The following is a 17,518-nucleotide window of genomic DNA, read 5'->3' on the forward strand; positions in this document are numbered from 1 at the left end:
CAAGCCTATTTTCCAGCCCGGGCGCGCCGGGCGTCGAGGACCACCTGCACGATCAGCACGATCACAGCGACTGCCATCAACACCGTGGACATGGCATACGCGCCGTACTCGGCGCCGCGGCTGTATCGGTCTGACACCAACAAGGTCAGCGTTTGAGATTTGCCGGGCAGGTTGGACGACACCATGATGACGGCGCCGTACTCCCCCAGCGTCCGGGCGACCGTCAGCACAATGCCGTAGGTCAGACCCCAACGGATGGACGGCAAGGTGATCCGCCAGAACGTCTGCCACCACTGCGCACCAAGCGTCGCGGCGGCTTCCTCCTGGTCGGTACCCAACTCGTGCAACACCGGTTCGACTTCGCGGATGACGAACGGCACAGTCACGAAAATGCTGGCCAACACAATGCCCGGCAATCCGAAGATGATCTTGAAACCCCAACTGTGCTCGACGAATCCGAGCAGACCCGCCGAACCCCAGAGCAGGATCAGCGCCACACCGACCACCACCGGCGACACCGCGAACGGCAGGTCGATCACCGCTTGCAGCACGCTCTTACCGCGGAATCTGTTGCGAGCCAGCACCAGTGCGGTAGGCACCCCGAACAGCACGTTGAGCGGCACCACGATCGCAACGACCAACAGCGAAAGGTCCAGTGCCGCAATTGCCGCGGGCGTGGTGATCTCCCGGACAAAGCTGGACCAGCCCGGCGCGAATGTGCGCCACAGGATCAGTCCAACCGGGACGATGACCAGGATGCCGATGTACGCCAGTGCGGTATACCTCACCAGCCGCCGCGCCACCGGGGACAGAGTCATCCGGCCAACTCCTCACGTTTGGCTGCGCGCGAACCGATCACGCGCAGAACCAGAAGCACCAGGAACGAAAGCACGAGCAGCACAATCGAAATGGCCGCGGCACCGGTTGGGTCGTCGTTCTCGATCAAGGTGCGGATCCACTGCGAGGACACCTCGGTCTCACCGGGAACCGCGCCGCCGATCAACACCACCGAGCCGAATTCGCCGATGGCTCGGGAGAAGGCCAGACCCGCCCCCGACAGCAGTGACGGCAACAGCGCCGGCAGCACCACCCTGGTGAAGATCACGAAGTTGTTGGCCCCCAATGACGCAGCGGCCTCCTCGGTCTCGGTGTCCAACTCCAGGAGCACCGGCTGCACCGACCGCACCACGAACGGCAACGTGACGAACAGCAGCGCGATGCCCACGCCCCAGCGGGTGTGCTGCAGATGCAGCCCCACCGGGCTGGCCGGCCCGTACAGCGCCAGCATCACCAGGCTGGCGACGATGGTCGGCAGCGCAAACGGAAGGTCGATGACGGCATCGACCAACCGCTTGCCGGGGAATTCGTCGCGTGCCAGTGTCCAGGCCACCAGCAACCCGAACACCAGGTTGGTCACCGCCACCACAGCCGAAATACCCAGTGTCACTTGGAATGACGCGATAGCCGAGTTGGAGGTGATGGCCGACCAGAACGCTTTCCAACCACCCTGCGCCGACTGCACCAGAATCGCGGCCAGCGGCAACAGCACGATGATCGATAGCCAGATGCTCGCGGCGCCGACCCGCAGGGAGGTACTGCCTAACCTGCGGTTCGGCGTCGCGCGCGGTGCCTCAAGGGTCGTTGTCACCCGGTGGCCTTCTTGTAGATCTTGGTGATGCTGCCGTTGTCCTTGTCGAACAACGCCGGATCGACGGTCGACCATCCCCCGAGATCGGCGATGGTCCACAGTTTCTGGGGCGCGGGGAAGTCGGCGCTGAAGTCTGCGGCTACCGCCGGGTCAACCGGGCGGAATCCGGACTGGGCCCAGGCCTTCTGCCCTTCCGGGGTGTACAGGAAGTTCTTCAGCGCGGTCGACTTGTCCAGATGCGAGCCGGTGGTGACGACTGCGACCGGATTCTCGATCTTGAAGGTCTGCGGCGGGTTGATGTGCTCGACGGGCTTGCCCTGCCGCTCGGTGTTGATCGCCTCGTTCTCGTAGCTGATCAACACGTCACCGGTGCCCTGCAGGAACACGTCTGTTGCCTCCCGGCCGGAGCCCGGACGGGTCTTGATGTGCTCGGAGACCAGCTTGTGCACGAAATCCAGGCCGGCGGCGGCATCCTTGCCACCGTCACTCTTGACCGAGTACGGCGCCAGCAGATTCCACTTGGCGGATCCGGAGCTCAGCGGACTGGGGGTGACCACCTCGATGCCCGGTTTGAGCAGATCGTCCCAGTCCTTGATGCCCTTGGGATTGCCCTTACGGACCACGAACGTCACCACAGAGGTGAAAGGGATGCCCTTGGTGGCATCGGTGTTCCAGTCCTTGCTCACCTTGTTGGCCTTGACCAGGCGGGTCACGTCCGGCTCGACGGAGAAGTTCACGATGTCGGCGGGCTTGCCGTCCACCACGCTGCGCGACTGGTCGCCGGAGGCGCCATAGGAGGTCGTCACCGCGACGCCCTTGCCTTCGGGGCTGGCCGCGAACGCGGGCAGCACCTTGCTCCAACCGGGTTCCGGCACGGAGTACGCCACCAGCGTCAGCGTGGTGTCCGCGTGGCCGCTGGTGCCGCCGGCGACGTCGCTGGCTCCGCCACCGCAGGCGGTCAGCAGAGTCGCGGCAGCGAGGATAGCGGCAGCCGGCCGCCAGCTTGTGGTGATGTTGTTCATGTGGCCTTCCTTGCGGTGAACAGATGTTCTGGACTGGGCTTACTGCGACCCGTCACACGGCAAGGTGCTGAATCAGCACGTAGGCACGACAGCAGCCTGCGCTGACCCCGAAAACCGCGGACGGAATGGGATCAACGACAACAGGCGACATCAGCAACAGCGCGGGCACCCACGGCAATGAGGGCCAAGATGTGGCCCTCGGTGTTGCCGGACGCTGCATGCATGGCCCGAAGGATAACAGAGGTTGGTTCTCAGCGACTGCTCAGCGGGTAAGTAACCACATCACAAGGACCAGCACCACCAACAACACCAGGATCAACGTCACGCGGGAACGCGGCATCGGGTTCACAACGCATCCTCCTCGACGTGGCGCGCATGCTGCAGCAGTTTGATGGCGTTGCCCAAGGCGCCGTCCAGCAGTACGGCCAGACCGTACGCAAGTACCAGCACCACCGGCATCACGATGATGGTCTGTACGACAAACGACAGCCCGGACAGCCATAGCTCGACGCTGTCCCACCAATTCAGAAAGCCGTACATCGAGTCCAGCCTACGGTGTCGGCCGCACGGGTAGACGCCGGGCGCAAATGCAGTCGATGATGTCCGACATGGTGCTGCCACACACTGATCAGTCCACACAGCCCGGGCACTCAGACGAGTCGACGACCAACGGGCAGCCCCGCATCGCGCACGACGCAGCCGCCACTTCGCACGGGACATCGCACGGGGCAACCGGAATCCTGCGAAACCCGTTTCCGCCCATTGCCGACTACGCATTCCTGTCCGACTGCGAGAACACCTGTCTGGTGTCGTCCGCCGGATCTGTCGAATGGCTCTGCGTGCCTCGGCCGGACTCCCCCAGCGTTTTCGGTGCCATCCTGGATCGCGGCGCCGGTCACTTCCGGCTGGGACCGTACGGGGTGACGGTGCCCGCGGCGCGGCGGTACCTGCCCGGCAGCCTGATCCTGGAAACCACGTGGCAGACCAACACCGGCTGGCTGATCGTGCGGGACGCGTTGGTCATGGGGCCCTGGCACGACATCGAAACCCGGTCGCGCACCCATCGCCGCACCCCAATGGACTGGGATGCCGAGCACATCCTCCTGCGCACTGTCCGCTGCGTCAGCGGCACTGTGGAGGTCGTGATGGGCTGCGAGCCGTCCTTCGACTACGGCCGGCAGAGCGCCAGCTGGGAGTACTCGGCCGCGGCCTACGGCGAAGCCATCGCCCGGGCCACCAAGGACCCGGAGGCCAGCCCGACGTTGCGGCTGACCACCAATCTGCGGATCGGCCTGGAAGGGCACGAGGCGCGGGCGCGCACCCGGCTCAAAGAGGGTGACAAGGCGTTCGTCGCACTGTCCTGGTCCAAGCACCCGGCACCACAGACCTTCGACGACGCCGCCGACAAGATGTGGAAGACCAGCGAAGCGTGGCGGCAGTGGATCAACGTCGGCGATTTCCCGGACCATCCGTGGAAGACCTACCTGCAGCGCAGTGCGCTGACGCTCAAAGGCCTGACCTATTCGCCGACCGGCGCGCTGCTCGCGGCCAGCACCACCTCGCTGCCGGAAACGCCTCAGGGCGAACGCAATTGGGACTACCGCTACTCCTGGATCCGGGACTCGACATTCGCGTTGTGGGGTCTGTACACCCTGGGCCTGGACCGCGAAGCTGACGACTTCTTCTCATTCATCGCCGATGTGTCCGGAGCCAACAACGGTGAACGCCATCCGCTGCAAGTGATGTATGGGGTGGGCGGCGAGCGCAGCCTGGTGGAAGAGGAGCTGCACCACCTGTCCGGGTACGACTACTCGCGCCCCGTCCGCATCGGCAACGGCGCCTACAACCAGATGCAGCACGACATCTGGGGCACCATGCTCGATTCGGTGTACCTGCATGCCAAGTCCCGTGAGCAGATTCCCGAGATGCTCTGGCCGGTGCTCAAGAATCAGGTCGAGGAGGCGATCAAGCACTGGAAGGAGCCCGACCGCGGCATCTGGGAGGTGCGCGGCGAGCCGCAGCACTTCACCTCCAGCAAGATCATGTGCTGGGTGGCACTGGACCGCGGTTCCAAGCTCGCTGAACTGCAGGGCGAGAAGTCCTACGCACAAACCTGGCGCGAGATCGCCGAGCAGATCAAGGCCGACGTGCTGGCCCACGGCGTGGACAAGCGTGGCGTGCTGACCCAACGTTACGGCGACGACGCACTCGATGCGTCATTGCTGCTGGCGATCCTGACCCGTTTCCTGCCATCGGACGATCCGCGGGTACGGGCCACGGTGCTGGCCATTGCCGACGAACTCACCGAAGAAGGTCTGGTGCTCCGGTACCGCACCGAGGAGACCGACGACGGTCTGGCCGGCGAAGAGGGCACCTTCACCATTTGTTCGTTCTGGCTGGTCTCGGCCCTGGTCGAGATCGGCGAGGTGAGCCGAGCCCGGCACCTATGCGAGAAGCTGCTGGGGTTTGCCAGCCCGCTGCATCTGTACGCCGAGGAGATCGAACCGCGCACCGGACGGCACCTGGGTAACTTCCCGCAGGCGTTCACCCACCTGGCTCTGATCAATGCGGTGGTGCACGTGATCCGCGCCGAGGACGAAGCGGACAGCAGCGGGGTCTTCCAGCCCGCCAATGCGCCTATGTAGCAAGTGATTTCGGCCCCCGGCCCGGGCGGGTCTGCGAGGTGGTCGCCCCGACCGCCGAGGGCATTGCGGTGCGGGCCGGGCACCACTGCGCGCAGCCCATCCTGCGGCGGCTCGGGCTCGAGGCCACGGTGCGGCCGTCGTTCGCGTTCTACAACACTTTCGAGGAGATCGACGTGTTCATCGACGCGGTGCGCAGGATCGCGGCAAACAGCGGCTGATTCGCCAGAGGTATTTTCACGTTCCCGTTAACGATTTATCGTTAACGGGTGACCAGGTGCCCCGGCGCCAAACGTGACACTTCGCCGCTGCACCTTCGGCCATGCCACCCCCTGCGTCGGAGGACAAGATGAAGCGCTACCTCACACTCGGTTACGGCGCGCTGTGTTATGCGGCGTTTCTCGCCTCGTTCCTGTACGCCATCGGCTTCGTGGGCAATCTGCCGCTGCCCCGCACGATCGACAACGGCATCGCCGCGCCCATCGGTGAAGCCGTGGCGGTCAACCTGGTGCTGCTGGGACTGTTCGCGGTGCAACACAGCGTCATGGCACGTCCGGCGTTCAAAAGATGGTGGACCCGGTTCGTGCCGGCTTCGGTCGAGCGCAGCACCTACGTCCTGCTGTCCAGCCTGCTGCTGGCCCTGTTGTGCTGGCAATGGCGGACCATGCCACAGGTCATCTGGGACGTGACCGCTCCGGCAGGGCGGTTCGTCCTGCAGGCGTTGTTCTGGTTGGGCTGGGTCGTCGTGCTGACCTCGACATTCATGATCAACCACTTCGATCTGTTCGGGCTCCGGCAGGTGTACCTGGCCTCGCGCGGCGAGCCCTACAGCGACTTGCCGTTCCGCACCACGCTGTTCTACCGGGTGGTGCGTCATCCGATCATGGTGGGATTCATCGTGGCCTTCTGGGCGACGCCCACCATGACGGCCGGTCATCTGCTGTTCGCGCTGGCTACCACCGGCTACATCCTGGTCGCGGTGCGGTTGGAGGAGCACGACCTGACAGCGGCCCTCGGCGACCCCTACCGGCACTACCGCACGCAGGTTCCGATGATGGTTCCGGGCCTACCCCGGCACAGCGGGCACTCTGCAGCGGGGCCACACCACGCGGTCTGATTTCCCGACGATCAGGTGTTGACCGGCGCCTGCGCAACCAACCAGGCTTCTCCGTCGCCTTCGTGTGCAGCGAGCAGGTCGAGGCTGCCAAATGCCGCCTCGAGTTCGCCTGCAACAGCCCGGAACCGGCCTGCCGTCGCGCCGACCTCGCTGAGCACACAGATGGCCAGCAGGCCGCCCGGTCGCAGCCGGGCGGTCAGTGCCGGGTACAGCCCGCGGTCGCGGAAGCGATGGCACAGCACCACATCGACCGGCGGCCCGTCGGGCAAGCCGTCGTCGAGATCAACCACGTCGAATCGGCAGCGTTCGGCCACGCCATGGCGTGCTGCCAACTGCCGCGCCTGGGTGATCGCCACGGGTGAGACGTCCACACCCCAAGCCTGTAATCCGCGGCGCGCCAACCACACTGAACCGAGGCCGGCTCCGCATGCGACGTCGAGTGCGGAGCCAGTCACGGGAAACCGCTCAGCCTGGCTGATGAACGCCGGTGGCAGCGCAGGTGTCGGGTCGGACGAGCGATCGGTGTACGTCGCGTCCCAGCGGGCGCGGTCCTCGTCGCTCACCGGGACCAGCCGATCAGAGGGTGACCCCGCCGTCGATGTTCCAGTTGGCGCCGGTGACGAAACCAGCTTCGGGTAGCGCCAGGTAGGCCACTGCGCTGGCGATGTCGCGCGGCTGGCCGTAGTGGCCGAGGGCGCTGAAACCCTTGAGGGTATCGGCGAACTCGCCCTCATCCGGGTTCAGGTCGGTAGCCACCGGACCGGGCTGGATGTTGTTCACGGTGATGCCCTTGGGGCCGAGCTCACGTGCCACCGCCCGCGTCAGGCCCGCGACCGCAGCCTTTGTCATGGCGTAAACCGCGATGCCGCTGACCGGTGCCCATTCGGAGTTGACGCTGCCGATGGTGATGATGCGGCCGCCCTGGCCCAAGTGTGGGATCACCCGCTGGATGGCCGCGAATACGCCGCGCACGTTGATGGCCACCAGCCGATCGAATTCGGGCAACGGATAGTCCGCAATGTCACCGAAGGTCGCCACACCCGCGTTGTTGACCAGGATGTCCAGGCCGCCCAACTGCGCGACGGTGTCATCGACAGCAGCGGCTATGGCGTTGGCGTCGCCGCTATCGGCCTGGATCGCAACAACTTTCGCTCCGCCCGCCGCGGCATCAATGGCCACTTTCTCGGCATCGTCCGGCGATGAGTTGTAGGTGAACGCCACGTCGGCGCCATCGGCGGCCAACCTGCGCACGATCGCGGCACCGATGCCGCGTGAACCTCCGGTCACCAACGCGCGTCGGCCCGCCAACGGGGATGTCTCGGTAGTGCTCATTGCTGTCCTCCGATCGGTCGCTACCGTCGGATCAAGCTACCAGCGGACCGAAACATTCCCGGCTCAGTGATTTGTGCACGAAATAGGGCGCTGGTGCACCTTTTCGGGCACAAATCGCTACTTCTTGGGCTTGTCGCTGGCAGCGTCGGTGGACAGTGCGGCGACGAAGGCCTCCTGCGGGACCTCGACCCGCCCGATGGTCTTCATCCGCTTCTTGCCCTCTTTCTGCTTCTCCAACAGCTTGCGCTTACGGGTGATGTCACCGCCGTAGCACTTGGAGAGGACGTCCTTGCGGATGGCCCGGATGTTCTCGCGCGCAATGATTCTCGAGCCGATGGCGGCCTGCACCGGCACCTCGAACTGCTGGCGTGGGATCAGCTCTTTGAGCTTGGTGGTCATCTTGTTGCCGTAGGCCGAGGCGCTGTCCTTGTGCACGATGGCACTGAACGCGTCGGCGGCCTCGCCCTGCAGCAGGATGTCAACCTTGACCAGGTCGGCCTCCTGCTCGCCGGCCTCTTCGTAGTCCAGGCTGGCGTAGCCGCGGGTGCGGGACTTGAGCGAGTCGAAGAAGTCGAAGATGATCTCGCCGAGCGGCATGGTGTAGCGCAGTTCGACGCGCTCGGGCGACAGGTAGTCCATGCCCTGCAGTTCGCCGCGCCGGGACTGGCACAGCTCCATGATGGTGCCGATGAACTCGCTGGGCGCGATCACCGTGGTCTTCACCACGGGCTCAAAGACGCTGCGCACCTTGCCTTCCGGCCAGTCCGACGGGTTCGTCACCACCATCTCGGTGTTGTCGTCCTTGATCACGCGGTAGACCACGTTGGGCGATGTGGAGATCAGGTCCAGGTTGAACTCGCGCTCCAGGCGCTCGCGGGTGATCTCCATGTGCAGCAGGCCCAGGAAGCCACAGCGGAAGCCGAAGCCGAGTGCCACAGAGGTTTCCGGCTCATAGGTCAGCGCCGCGTCGTTGAGCTGCAGCTTGTCCAGGGCATCGCGCAGGTTCGGGTAGTCCGAACCGTCCACGGGATACAGGCCCGAGTAGACCATCGGCTTGGGCTCGCGGTAGCCGGTCAGCGCCTCGGTGGCGCCCTTACGGGCCGTCGTCACCGTGTCACCGACCTTGGACTGGCGGACGTCCTTCACGCCGGTGATGAGGTAACCCACCTCGCCGACGCCCAGCCCCTCCGAGGCCTTGGGCTCGGGCGACACGATGCCGACCTCGAGCAGTTCGTGGGTGGCGCCGGTGGACATCATGGCGATCTTCTCGCGCGGGGTGATCTTGCCGTCCACCACGCGCACGTAGGTGACCACGCCGCGGTAGATGTCGTAGACGGAGTCGAAGATCATGGCGCGGGTCGGCCCGTCCGGGTCGCCGGTCGGTGCCGGAATCTGCCGGACCACCTCGTTGAGCAGCTCGGCGACGCCCTCGCCGGTCTTGCCCGACACCCGCAGCACGTCGCTGGGCTCGCAACCGATGATGTGGGCGATCTCGCCGGCGTACCGGTCGGGGTCGGCGGCGGGCAGGTCGATCTTGTTGAGCACCGGGATGATGGTCAGGTCCCGGTCGAGCGCCAGGTACAGGTTGGCCAGGGTCTGCGCCTCGATGCCCTGCGCGGCGTCGACCAGCAGCACGGCGCCCTCACAGGCCTCCAGTGCGCGCGACACCTCGTAAGTGAAGTCGACGTGGCCGGGCGTGTCGATCAAGTGCAGGACATGCTTTTGTTCAACGCCGTCTTCGCCCTTAACCATCCAGGGCAGCCGCACATTCTGGGCCTTGATGGTGATGCCGCGTTCCCGCTCGATGTCCATGCGGTCCAGGTACTGCGCACGCATCGACCGGTCGTCGACGACACCGGTGAGCTGCAGCATCCGGTCGGCCAACGTCGACTTGCCGTGGTCGATGTGGGCGATGATGCAGAAGTTCCGAATCTGCGCCGGCGCAGTGAACGTCTTGTCGGCGAAACTGCTGATGGGAATCTCCTGGTGACGATGGGTCTGAGCGCTTCGCGCGCCGCTATCAGGGTATCGAGCCAGGCCCCCGCCAGCACAATCGCAGGCACCCGAACTCCCCTATGCTCGATGTCATGGCGTCGCAGTGGAGGACGTTCCAGCGTCTTGCGGAACAGTTGGTGTTCAACGAGGCGCCCAAATTCATCCGTAATTTGCAGCAGCCTGATGCCCTGTCGCGCACCATCCAGCAGGGCATCCGGTTCGGCATCGAAGCGGGCCTGACCGCCCTGGGAGCCATGCCTGCGGAATCCTCGACGGCCATCACCGCGGGCCGCCCCATCACCAAGACCATCGTCCCGACGGCCCAGCGCGCCCGCCGCGTGATGTACGCACCGGATTTGGACGGCAAGGCTGATCCGGGCGAGATCGTGTGGACCTGGGTTGTGTACGAGGACGATCCGACGCGCGGTAAGGACCGCCCGGTACTGGTGGTGGGCCGCGATCGCGACACGCTCCTAGGCCTGATGCTGTCCAGCCAGGTCCATCACCAGAGCGAATCCGACTGGATCGGGATCGGCGCCGGCAGCTGGGACTACGAGGGTCGCGCCAGCTGGGTACGTCTGGACCGGGTGCTCGACGTGCCTGAAGAAGGCATCCGCCGCGAGGGCGCAATCTTGGAACGCGACAAGTTCGAGGTGATAGCGGCCCGGCTGCGCGCCGGCTACTCCTGGTCCTGACCGCGTCCTGCCTCGGCCGTCGTCACGCCGGAGTCAGACTCGGTCAGCCGCCTTGCGTGATGTAGTCCTGCAGGTGCTGCTGTTCGGTCTCCAGCTCTTCCATCCGGATTTTGACGATGTCGCCGATGCTGACGATGCCGACCAGTCGGCCGTCGTCGAGAACCGGCACGTGCCGCACCCGGTTCTGTGTCATCAGCACGGCCAGGTGATCGACGGTGTCGCGCGGAGTGCAGGTGGCGACAACCGTCGTCATGATCTCCGATACCGGCTGCCCCAGCAGGCTGCCGCCCCGCTCGTGCAGTTTGCGCACCACGTCGCGCTCCGAGACGATGCCGGCCAATCCGTCAGGACCGGCCACCACCATGGCACCAATGTTCAACGCGGCCAGGCTGGCCAGCAGCTGAGTCACCGTGGCCGCGGGGGCGATGGTCGCCACCGCCGCTCCCTTGCTGCTCAGCACGTCTGCGATCCGCATAGCGCGCCTCCGATCGTGATCCGCCTCACACCATGGTAGTCGGATGTCAGCAGCGCGAAAGGAATTCGTGTGGGTCAGGCCAGGCGGGTGATCTCCACGACCACGTCCAGGTCGGTCGAACCCTCACCCGAGTAGATGCCCTTCAGCGGCGTGACGTCTGAATAGTCCCGCCCCACACCGACACTGACGTACTGCTCACTGATCTCGTTGTCGTTGGTGGGGTCGTAGTCCCACCACCCACCCGTCCAAGCCTGTACCCAGGCGTGGCTCTGCCCTTCGATGGTGTCACCGACCTCGGCCCGCCGCTGCGGGTGCAGGTATCCCGAAACATAACGAGCCGGAATCCCCATGCTGCGCAACAAGATCAATGTCAGATGAGCGAAGTCCTGGCAGACGCCCTTGCCCTCACCCAGGGCGTCGAGCCCGGACGAATGCACCCCGGTGGTGCCTTTCACGTATTCGAGTTCGGTGTTCACCCAATTGGCAGCGGCGACCACCGCTTCCTGCGGGTCGTAGTACTTGGCGATGCGCTGCCCTACCCGCTGAATGCGCTTGCTGGCCGGCGTGTACCCGGTCGGCACCAGGACCTCGTCGAAACGGTCCAGGACCGCCTCGCCGGCCAGATCGCTCCAGCTCACCAACCGCGAAGGCAATTCCCCCTTGTCGGTCTCCACTACAGACGATGACGTCACTTCCAACTCGGTGTGTGGGGCGTGCAGGTCGAACGCGGTCACCGCGGTACCCCAGTAGTCGACGTACCGGTACGAGCGGGTGGCGGGGGCGGTCTCGACGCGATTGAGCACGACGTTCTGCCGGGAATCCGACCGCGGCGTCAGCCGAGCCTCATTGAACGACGCGGTGACCGGGGACTTGTACGCGTAGCCCGTGGCGTGGATGACCCTCATACGCCACATCAGACCTCACCCTCCTCGATGACCGCCACGGCATGCCCGGCGTCAGTCCATGCCACCCACGGTGCCGCGTGGAAATACTCCAGCGCCAATGCTTCTCCAACCTCACGGCAGGTCCGTTGCAGACCGGCCAACCGTTCTTCCAGCGATTCCAGCAGCACGCCCGGGCGCAGGAACTCCAACTCGCTACGGGCTCGGCCGAGCAGCCGCTGCGCCTCGCCGGTGGCGCCGACCCGGTCGTGCGGGCGGTGGTGCAGCTCATCCAGATTCTGCTCGGCCACCCGCAGCGAATAGAACACCGAGCGCGGAAAGAGCCTGTCCAACAACATGAATTCGACCACCCGTCCGGCGTCCAACGCCCCGCGATAGGTGCGCAGGTAGGTGTCGTGGGCGCCGGCCGAACGAAGCACCGTGACCCAGGTCGGCGAGGCTGCACTGTCACCGACGCGCGCCAACAGCAGCCGAACCGTCATGTCGACTCTCTCGATGGCCCGGCCGAGCAGCATGAAGCGATATCCGTCGTCGCGGGACAGCGTGGAGTCCGCCAGGCCGGCGAACATCGCAGCCCGACCTTCCACGTAAGCCAAAAACTCATGTGGCCCAAGCCGTTTGGCGGTACGGACCCGATCAGCCAACGCGTTGTAGGTGGTGTTGAGGCATTCCCACATCTCAGTCGAGGTGACTTCGCGCGCGCCCCGGGCGTTCTCCCGGGCCGCGGATATCGAGTCGACGATGGAATTGCCGCCGCTCTGCAAGCCTCGACCGAAGGCCACCAGCTCCGACAACGACCACATATCCAGCGGTGACGACGGAGGCTCAATTCCCAAGACCCGCAACAATGTTCGCGACGCCTGGTTTGGGTCGACGCTCGAGTCCTCCAGCAGTTGGTGCACCGTGACGTCCAGAATGCGCGCGGTGTCGTCGGCACGTTCGACATAGCGGCCGATCCAATACAGCGATTCAGCATTGCGCGCCAACATCACAGCCCCCTCTTCGCGCAAGCGCTCATCGGCCGTCCGTCCGCCGCCTGCTGCTGTTGCTGCTGCGCCGACTGAACGGCTTGCTGGTGCGGCGCCGTGTCGATGGCCTTGTCAGCTGTTTGCCCGTTCCGCGGCAGCGATCGAACCACTTGGGCGGCAGCCAGTTCCCGATCGGCGGCCGACGCCCGCGACGCCAGCACCCAGGTGTCCTTCGATCCCCCGCCCTGGCTGGAGTTGACCACCAGCGATCCTTCCGGCAGCGCCACGCGGGTCAGCCCGCCGGGCAGCACCCAAACGTCGTCCCCGTCGTTGACTGCGAAGGGCCGCAGGTCGACGTGCCGCGGGGCGAGCGTGTTGTCGATCTGAGTGGGCACCGTCGACAGCTGCACCACTGGCTGGGCGATCCAGCCCCGCGGGTCGGCGCGAATCTTCTTGGAGATCGCCGCTAGTTCTCGTTCAGAAGCATCCGGCCCGAAAACGATGCCGTAACCGCCGGAGCCCTCGACCGGCTTGATCACCAGCTCGTGCACGCGGTCGAGGACTTCCTCGCATTCCTCGTCCAGCCAGCACCGGAAGGTGTCGACGTTGGCCAGCAGCGGCTTCTCGCCGAGGTAGTACTCGATGATGGTGGGCACGTAGGTGTAGACCAGTTTGTCGTCGCCGACGCCGTTGCCCACTGCACTGGAGATGACGACGTTGCCGGCGCGTGCGGCGTTGAGCAGACCCGCGACCCCGAGCATCGAATCCGGCCGGAACTGCATGGGGTCCAGGAAGACGTCGTCGATGCGGCGGTAGATGACGTCCACCTGCCGCTCGCCCTCGGTGGTCCGCATGTACACCACGTTGTCGCGGCAGAACAGGTCTCGGCCCTCGACCAACTCGACACCCATCTGCCGGGCCAGCAGTGAATGCTCGAAGTACGCCGAGTTGTAGACACCGGGGGTGAGCACCACCACGGTCGGATCGGCCTCATTGGACGCCGCCGCGTTACGGAGCGCGCGCAGCAGATGCAACGCATAGTCGCCGACCGCCCGGACCCGGTGAGTGGCGAACAGGTTCGGGAAGACTCGGGCCATCGTCCGCCGGTTCTCCATCACGTATGACACCCCGGACGGCGAGCGCAGGTTGTCCTCCAGCACCCGGAAGTCGCCCTTGTCGTCGCGCACCAGATCGATACCGGCTACGTGGATGCGGACCCCGTTGGGCGGGACGATGCCGGCGGCCTCCCGGTGGAAGTGCTCACACGAAGTCACCAAACGGCGCGGGATGACGCCATCGCGGAGAATTGCCTGCTCACCGTAGATGTCGTCGAGGTACATCTCCAATGCCTTGACGCGTTGGGTGATGCCTTTCTCCAGCTTCGACCACTCCGCGGCGGAGATCACCCGGGGCACCAGGTCCAGCGGAAACGGCCGCTCCTGACCGGACAGCGAGAACGTGATGCCCTGATCGATGAAGGCGCGGCCGAGCGCGTCGGCGCGACCTGCCAGTTCGGAGGCGTCCGACGGCGCCAACTCGGCGAAGATGCCTTTGTACGGCACGCGGACGTTGCCCTGGGCGTCGAACATCTCATCGAATGCGTCCGCGTAAGTGCCGACGCTGTTGTAGCCGTCAAATACCCCGGTGTGGCGTTTTGCCGCGGTGCGTTCGGTGCGCGCAAACCGTGCGGTGGCGCTGGGCGTGGTCCGTGGTGTCACCCCTGACATGCTGCACCAAACACGGCATTTCGGCAGGACAGAGAGCAATCCCGCGATATGCTCGTGCCGGTTCGATCCCGCTTCCCGAGCGGCGGCGGCATGCTGCGCTTTGGGGAATTGGCGTGTGCGCTGGTAACCTGAACAGTCGCTGCCCGCCGACGGGCGCACACAGACTTAGGTAAGACAAAAAGCATCACGAAATTAGAAGGAACTGACGCGTGGCCAACATCAAGTCGCAGGAAAAGCGCATCCGCACCAACGAGCGCGCCCGTCTGCGCAACCAGTCGGTGAAGTCGTCGCTGCGTACGGCCATCCGCAGCTTCCGTGAGGCCATCGAGGCTGGCGAGAAGGACAAGGCCGGCGAGCTGCTGGTGGTGACCAACCGCAAGCTGGACAAGGCCGCCACCAAGGGCGTCATCCACAAGAACCAGGCCGCCAACAAGAAGTCGGCGCTGACCCTCGCGTTCAACCAGCTCTGAGCCCAGCTTCGTAGTCTTTCAAGACCGCGGTCCGGTAACCCGGGCCGCGGTTTTGTTGTGTATGAACCGACCGCTCTGACCGCTCAGCGGTCGGTGCCAAATCTGACCGCTCAGCGGTCGGCCAACTCCGCGACCCGACGCACCGCCGACTCCAGCGCATAGTCCGCGTTGGCCGCGGCACCCTTGACGTCGGCGTTCAACGACGCGACCACCCGCAACGCCTCCGCGACGGTGTCTCGGTTCCAGCGTCTGGCCTGCTTCTGCGCCTTCTGCACCCGCCACGGCGGCATGCCGAGCTCCCCCGCCAATCGGTACGGGTCACCGGACTGACCACCGACCCGCGCGATCGCGTGCACGGCCTCGGCCAGCGCGTCGGCCAGCACCACGTGCGGCACCCCGCCGGTCATCGCCCAGCGCAGCGCCTCGGTGACACCGCTGACATCGCCGGTGACGGCCTTGTCTGCAATGTCGAAGCCGTTCACTTCGGCCTTACCGCTGTGGTAGCGACGCACCGCGGCGACATCCACATGGCCGCCGGTGTCGGCGACCAATTGCGAACAGGCCGCGGCCAATTCACGGATATCCGAGCCGACCGAGTCGAGCACCGCGGTGATCGCATCGTCGCTGACCTTGACCTTCAGCGACCGGAACTCCTTGCGGACGAAATCCGCACGTTCGGCGGGCTTAGTGAGCTTCGCGCATGGATGCACTTGGGCGCCAAGCTTTTTGAGCTGATCAGCCAACGCTTTGGCCCGGCCTCCGCCGGAGTGCACCACCACCAGCATGGTGCCACCGGGCAGGTCTGCCGCGGCATCGGCGATGAGAGCGACGGCGTCCTTTCCGGCCTCGGCGGCCGACTCCAACACCACCACGCGTTCCTCGGCGAACAACGACGGGCTGAGTAACTCGGCCAGCTCGCTGGTCGACACCTCACCCGCGCGCAACCTGTCGACCGGCACGTCATTGTTGACGGCCCCGGCCTTACCGGCCCGCTTGCGCGCACCGCGGAGCACCTCGGCCACCGCCCGCTCGACCAGCAGTTCCTCGTCGCCCAGCACCAAGTGCAGCGCCTCGGTCGAATCACTCACGGGTTGATCGTTTCATGACGGTCTGACCAATGTTGTGCCGGTACAAACGGCACGTCACCATCACCCACCAGCACGCCTGCGCCGCCACCACACCAGCGCCAACGTCAACCCCGCTGACGCCGCAACCAGCACCAGCGCACCAGCCCAACCGTCGGGCACCTGCACAACCGCGCCAGGTGCCGCCGCGCTCCACCGCGCGACGTGCAGCAGCCACCACAGCTCCGGGCCGGTGAACCGAATCAACAGTTGCGCGACCCCTGGCCAGGCCCAACCCACCGCCGCGGCCGCAGTACCCAGGATGGTGATCGGCGGAATCACCGGAGCCACAAGAAGATTGGCCAGTACTGACACCAGACTCAGCTGACCCGAGATGGCCGCTATCAACGGCGCGGTCACCAACTGCGCAGCGCCCGCGACACTTACCGCATCAGCGAGCACTTTGGGCCAACCACGGGCCACCAACCACCGCGACCACACCGGACCGATCAGCACCAACCCGGCGGTTGCCGCGACCGACAGCGCAAAGCCAACGTCGACCGCGAGCTGCGGCGAGATGACCATGAGCACCAGCACGCTGGCCGACAGCGCCGGAATAGCCTGGCGCCGCCGGTGCGCCAGGATAGCCAGCAGCATCACCGAACCCATTGCGGCAGCCCGCAATACGCTCGGCGACGGTTGTACCACCACAACGAACGCGAACAACGCCACCGCGGCCAAGCCGACCGCCACGCGCGGGCCGACCAATAGGGCGCTGAACAGCACGGCCCCACACACGATGGTCACATTGGCACCCGACACCGCGGTGAGGTGCGTGAGACCGGATCGCTTGAACGCGGCCGTCGTGTCGGCCTCCACCGCCGAGACGTCACCGAGCACCAGCCCCGGGAGCATCGCGGCCTGATCCGGTGGCAGGCTCAGCCGCGCGGCATCGGCGAAATCCGCACGGACTCGGGCCGCCCCGCGTTGCCCGGTTGACGCGGTGCCGAACCGCGGCTCCCCCACCGCGGTCAGCACGGCCACCGATAGATCGTGCCGCTTGGGCCGGGCAACGCGGGCCCGAAACGCCATGGGGCGGCCCGCGCTGGTCTCCGAGAACCCAGCGGCGGGTGCGAAAACCATGATGCGACCGGATGATTCGGCGTCCTGCAGCTTGCGCAGCGATGCCGAGAACATCAGCCGGCCACCTTTGATCGGCCGCGGCGACTCGCTCGGGCTGAGCACGACCGCGACGGTGGACCCGAATCGTGAAGCCAGCGGGTGGGTTTGGACGGCATGCACCCGTAGTGCCACCGAGATCGCGAATGTCACACCCACCGCCGCGACCGCCAGTACTGCGGGCCAGCGCACCGCCCCGGCCCAGCGCCCGGCGACAACCGCCGCTACGACAGCAACTGCAACCATGATGACCGCGGCCCACGGCGCCCAGGTCATACCGAC

Annotated in this window: 17 protein-coding genes and 1 pseudogene; 5 read left to right on the top strand and 13 right to left on the bottom strand. The window is 65.7% G+C overall.

The annotated features are described in order from the left end of the window. Nucleotides 1-5: 5 nt before the first annotated feature. The 4 genes from cysW to M2432_RS17295 all read right to left on the bottom strand — a co-directional run bounded on the left by cysW (nucleotide 6) and on the right by M2432_RS17295 (nucleotide 3,210). The gene (cysW, locus tag M2432_RS17280; RefSeq protein WP_280828045.1) at nucleotides 6-818 is read right to left on the bottom strand and encodes a sulfate ABC transporter permease subunit CysW; all 813 of its coding nucleotides are present in this window, start codon (nucleotides 816-818) and stop codon (nucleotides 6-8) included. Further along, nucleotides 815-1,648 (bottom strand): sulfate ABC transporter permease subunit CysT, encoded by an 834-nt coding sequence (gene cysT / locus M2432_RS17285; RefSeq protein WP_280828046.1) that lies wholly within the window; start codon nucleotides 1,646-1,648, stop codon nucleotides 815-817. Before cysT ends, cysW begins: the two co-directional genes overlap by 4 nt. Beyond that, nucleotides 1,645-2,670 carry a sulfate ABC transporter substrate-binding protein gene (locus M2432_RS17290; protein ID WP_280828047.1) on the bottom strand — a complete coding sequence of 342 codons (1,026 nt, stop codon included), beginning with the start codon at nucleotides 2,668-2,670 and terminating at the stop codon, nucleotides 1,645-1,647. The genes cysT and M2432_RS17290 overlap by 4 nt, the downstream gene beginning before the upstream one ends. A gap of 345 nt (nucleotides 2,671-3,015) precedes the next feature. Next, entirely contained in the window at nucleotides 3,016-3,210 is a 195-nt protein-coding gene (locus tag M2432_RS17295; protein ID WP_280828048.1) for a hypothetical protein, read from the bottom strand. 68 nt (nucleotides 3,211-3,278) lie between these two features. On the opposite strand from M2432_RS17295, the gene M2432_RS17300 reads away from it, so the two are divergent. The 3 genes and pseudogenes from M2432_RS17300 (at nucleotide 3,279) to mddA (ending at nucleotide 6,429) form a co-directional block, all read left to right on the top strand. After that, nucleotides 3,279-5,315 (top strand): glycoside hydrolase family 15 protein, encoded by a 2,037-nt coding sequence (locus M2432_RS17300; RefSeq protein WP_348536313.1) that lies wholly within the window; start codon nucleotides 3,279-3,281, stop codon nucleotides 5,313-5,315. A gap of 53 nt (nucleotides 5,316-5,368) precedes the next feature. Next, nucleotides 5,369-5,533 (top strand): annotated as a pseudogene (locus tag M2432_RS17305) (aminotransferase class V-fold PLP-dependent enzyme); the annotation flags it as partial. A gap of 128 nt (nucleotides 5,534-5,661) precedes the next feature. Then, entirely contained in the window at nucleotides 5,662-6,429 is a 768-nt protein-coding gene (gene mddA / locus M2432_RS17310) for a methanethiol S-methyltransferase (protein WP_280828049.1), read from the top strand. 11 nt (nucleotides 6,430-6,440) lie between these two features. Here the strand turns inward: mddA and M2432_RS17315 are convergent, their stop codons facing one another. From M2432_RS17315 to lepA, 3 genes are all read right to left on the bottom strand, one after another. Continuing rightward, nucleotides 6,441-6,992, bottom strand: coding sequence for a class I SAM-dependent methyltransferase (locus tag M2432_RS17315; protein WP_280828050.1), 552 nt, complete (start codon nucleotides 6,990-6,992; stop codon nucleotides 6,441-6,443). A 13-nt stretch (nucleotides 6,993-7,005) separates the two neighbouring features. After that, nucleotides 7,006-7,761: a 3-oxoacyl-ACP reductase family protein gene (locus tag M2432_RS17320; protein WP_280828051.1), complete on the bottom strand. Its 756-nt coding sequence runs from the start codon at nucleotides 7,759-7,761 to the stop codon at nucleotides 7,006-7,008. Nucleotides 7,762-7,878: 117 nt separating this feature from the next. Beyond that, entirely contained in the window at nucleotides 7,879-9,798 is a 1,920-nt protein-coding gene (lepA, locus tag M2432_RS17325) for a translation elongation factor 4 (RefSeq protein WP_280828095.1), read from the bottom strand. Between the two features lie 50 nt (nucleotides 9,799-9,848). Here lepA and M2432_RS17330 point away from each other — a divergent pair, with 50 nt between their 5' ends. After that, nucleotides 9,849-10,451, top strand: a complete 603-nt coding sequence (locus M2432_RS17330; RefSeq protein ID WP_280828052.1) for a type II toxin-antitoxin system PemK/MazF family toxin — start codon at nucleotides 9,849-9,851, stop codon at nucleotides 10,449-10,451. A 43-nt stretch (nucleotides 10,452-10,494) separates the two neighbouring features. Here M2432_RS17330 and M2432_RS17335 read toward each other — a convergent pair whose 3' ends face one another. The 4 genes from M2432_RS17335 to M2432_RS17350 all read right to left on the bottom strand — a co-directional run bounded on the left by M2432_RS17335 (nucleotide 10,495) and on the right by M2432_RS17350 (nucleotide 14,385). Next, nucleotides 10,495-10,926, bottom strand: a complete 432-nt coding sequence (locus tag M2432_RS17335; protein ID WP_280828053.1) for a CBS domain-containing protein — start codon at nucleotides 10,924-10,926, stop codon at nucleotides 10,495-10,497. A 74-nt stretch (nucleotides 10,927-11,000) separates the two neighbouring features. After that, nucleotides 11,001-11,840: a transglutaminase family protein gene (locus tag M2432_RS17340; protein WP_280828054.1), complete on the bottom strand. Its 840-nt coding sequence runs from the start codon at nucleotides 11,838-11,840 to the stop codon at nucleotides 11,001-11,003. Then, the gene (locus M2432_RS17345) at nucleotides 11,840-12,817 is read right to left on the bottom strand and encodes an alpha-E domain-containing protein (protein ID WP_280828055.1); all 978 of its coding nucleotides are present in this window, start codon (nucleotides 12,815-12,817) and stop codon (nucleotides 11,840-11,842) included. Before M2432_RS17345 ends, M2432_RS17340 begins: the two co-directional genes overlap by 1 nt. Continuing rightward, nucleotides 12,817-14,385: a circularly permuted type 2 ATP-grasp protein gene (locus tag M2432_RS17350; protein WP_280828096.1), complete on the bottom strand. Its 1,569-nt coding sequence runs from the start codon at nucleotides 14,383-14,385 to the stop codon at nucleotides 12,817-12,819. The genes M2432_RS17345 and M2432_RS17350 overlap by 1 nt, the downstream gene beginning before the upstream one ends. Before the next feature lie 347 nt (nucleotides 14,386-14,732). Here M2432_RS17350 and rpsT point away from each other — a divergent pair, with 347 nt between their 5' ends. Continuing rightward, nucleotides 14,733-14,993: a 30S ribosomal protein S20 gene (gene rpsT, locus M2432_RS17355; RefSeq protein ID WP_280828056.1), complete on the top strand. Its 261-nt coding sequence runs from the start codon at nucleotides 14,733-14,735 to the stop codon at nucleotides 14,991-14,993. A 110-nt stretch (nucleotides 14,994-15,103) separates the two neighbouring features. Here rpsT and holA read toward each other — a convergent pair whose 3' ends face one another. Continuing rightward, nucleotides 15,104-16,081, bottom strand: coding sequence for a DNA polymerase III subunit delta (gene holA, locus M2432_RS17360; protein ID WP_280828057.1), 978 nt, complete (start codon nucleotides 16,079-16,081; stop codon nucleotides 15,104-15,106). 60 nt (nucleotides 16,082-16,141) lie between these two features. Further along, a complete protein-coding gene (locus M2432_RS17365; RefSeq protein ID WP_280828097.1) occupies nucleotides 16,142-17,512 on the bottom strand; it encodes a ComEC/Rec2 family competence protein in 1,371 nt (456 codons plus the stop codon). Nucleotides 17,513-17,518: the final 6 nt, after the last annotated feature.

Source organism: Mycobacterium sp. OTB74 (genome assembly GCF_029892685.1).
Classification (GTDB): domain Bacteria; phylum Actinomycetota; class Actinomycetes; order Mycobacteriales; family Mycobacteriaceae; genus Mycobacterium.

What these genes read in the sequence shown, in the direction of transcription:
- cysW (WP_280828045.1), bottom strand. Translation starts at nt 818, where the DNA reads ATGACTCTGTCCCCGGTGGCGCGGCGGCTGGTGAGGTATACCGCACTG.
- M2432_RS17290 (WP_280828047.1), bottom strand. Translation starts at nt 2,670, where the DNA reads ATGAACAACATCACCACAAGCTGGCGGCCGGCTGCCGCTATCCTCGCT.
- M2432_RS17295 (WP_280828048.1), bottom strand. Translation starts at nt 3,210, where the DNA reads ATGTACGGCTTTCTGAATTGGTGGGACAGCGTCGAGCTATGGCTGTCC.
- M2432_RS17300 (WP_348536313.1), top strand. Translation starts at nt 3,279, where the DNA reads ATGGTGCTGCCACACACTGATCAGTCCACACAGCCCGGGCACTCAGAC.
- mddA (WP_280828049.1), top strand. Translation starts at nt 5,662, where the DNA reads ATGAAGCGCTACCTCACACTCGGTTACGGCGCGCTGTGTTATGCGGCG.
- M2432_RS17320 (WP_280828051.1), bottom strand. Translation starts at nt 7,761, where the DNA reads ATGAGCACTACCGAGACATCCCCGTTGGCGGGCCGACGCGCGTTGGTG.
- M2432_RS17330 (WP_280828052.1), top strand. Translation starts at nt 9,849, where the DNA reads ATGGCGTCGCAGTGGAGGACGTTCCAGCGTCTTGCGGAACAGTTGGTG.
- M2432_RS17335 (WP_280828053.1), bottom strand. Translation starts at nt 10,926, where the DNA reads ATGCGGATCGCAGACGTGCTGAGCAGCAAGGGAGCGGCGGTGGCGACC.
- M2432_RS17340 (WP_280828054.1), bottom strand. Translation starts at nt 11,840, where the DNA reads ATGTGGCGTATGAGGGTCATCCACGCCACGGGCTACGCGTACAAGTCC.
- M2432_RS17345 (WP_280828055.1), bottom strand. Translation starts at nt 12,817, where the DNA reads ATGTTGGCGCGCAATGCTGAATCGCTGTATTGGATCGGCCGCTATGTC.
- M2432_RS17350 (WP_280828096.1), bottom strand. Translation starts at nt 14,385, where the DNA reads ATGTTCGACGCCCAGGGCAACGTCCGCGTGCCGTACAAAGGCATCTTC.
- M2432_RS17365 (WP_280828097.1), bottom strand. Translation starts at nt 17,512, where the DNA reads ATGACCTGGGCGCCGTGGGCCGCGGTCATCATGGTTGCAGTTGCTGTC.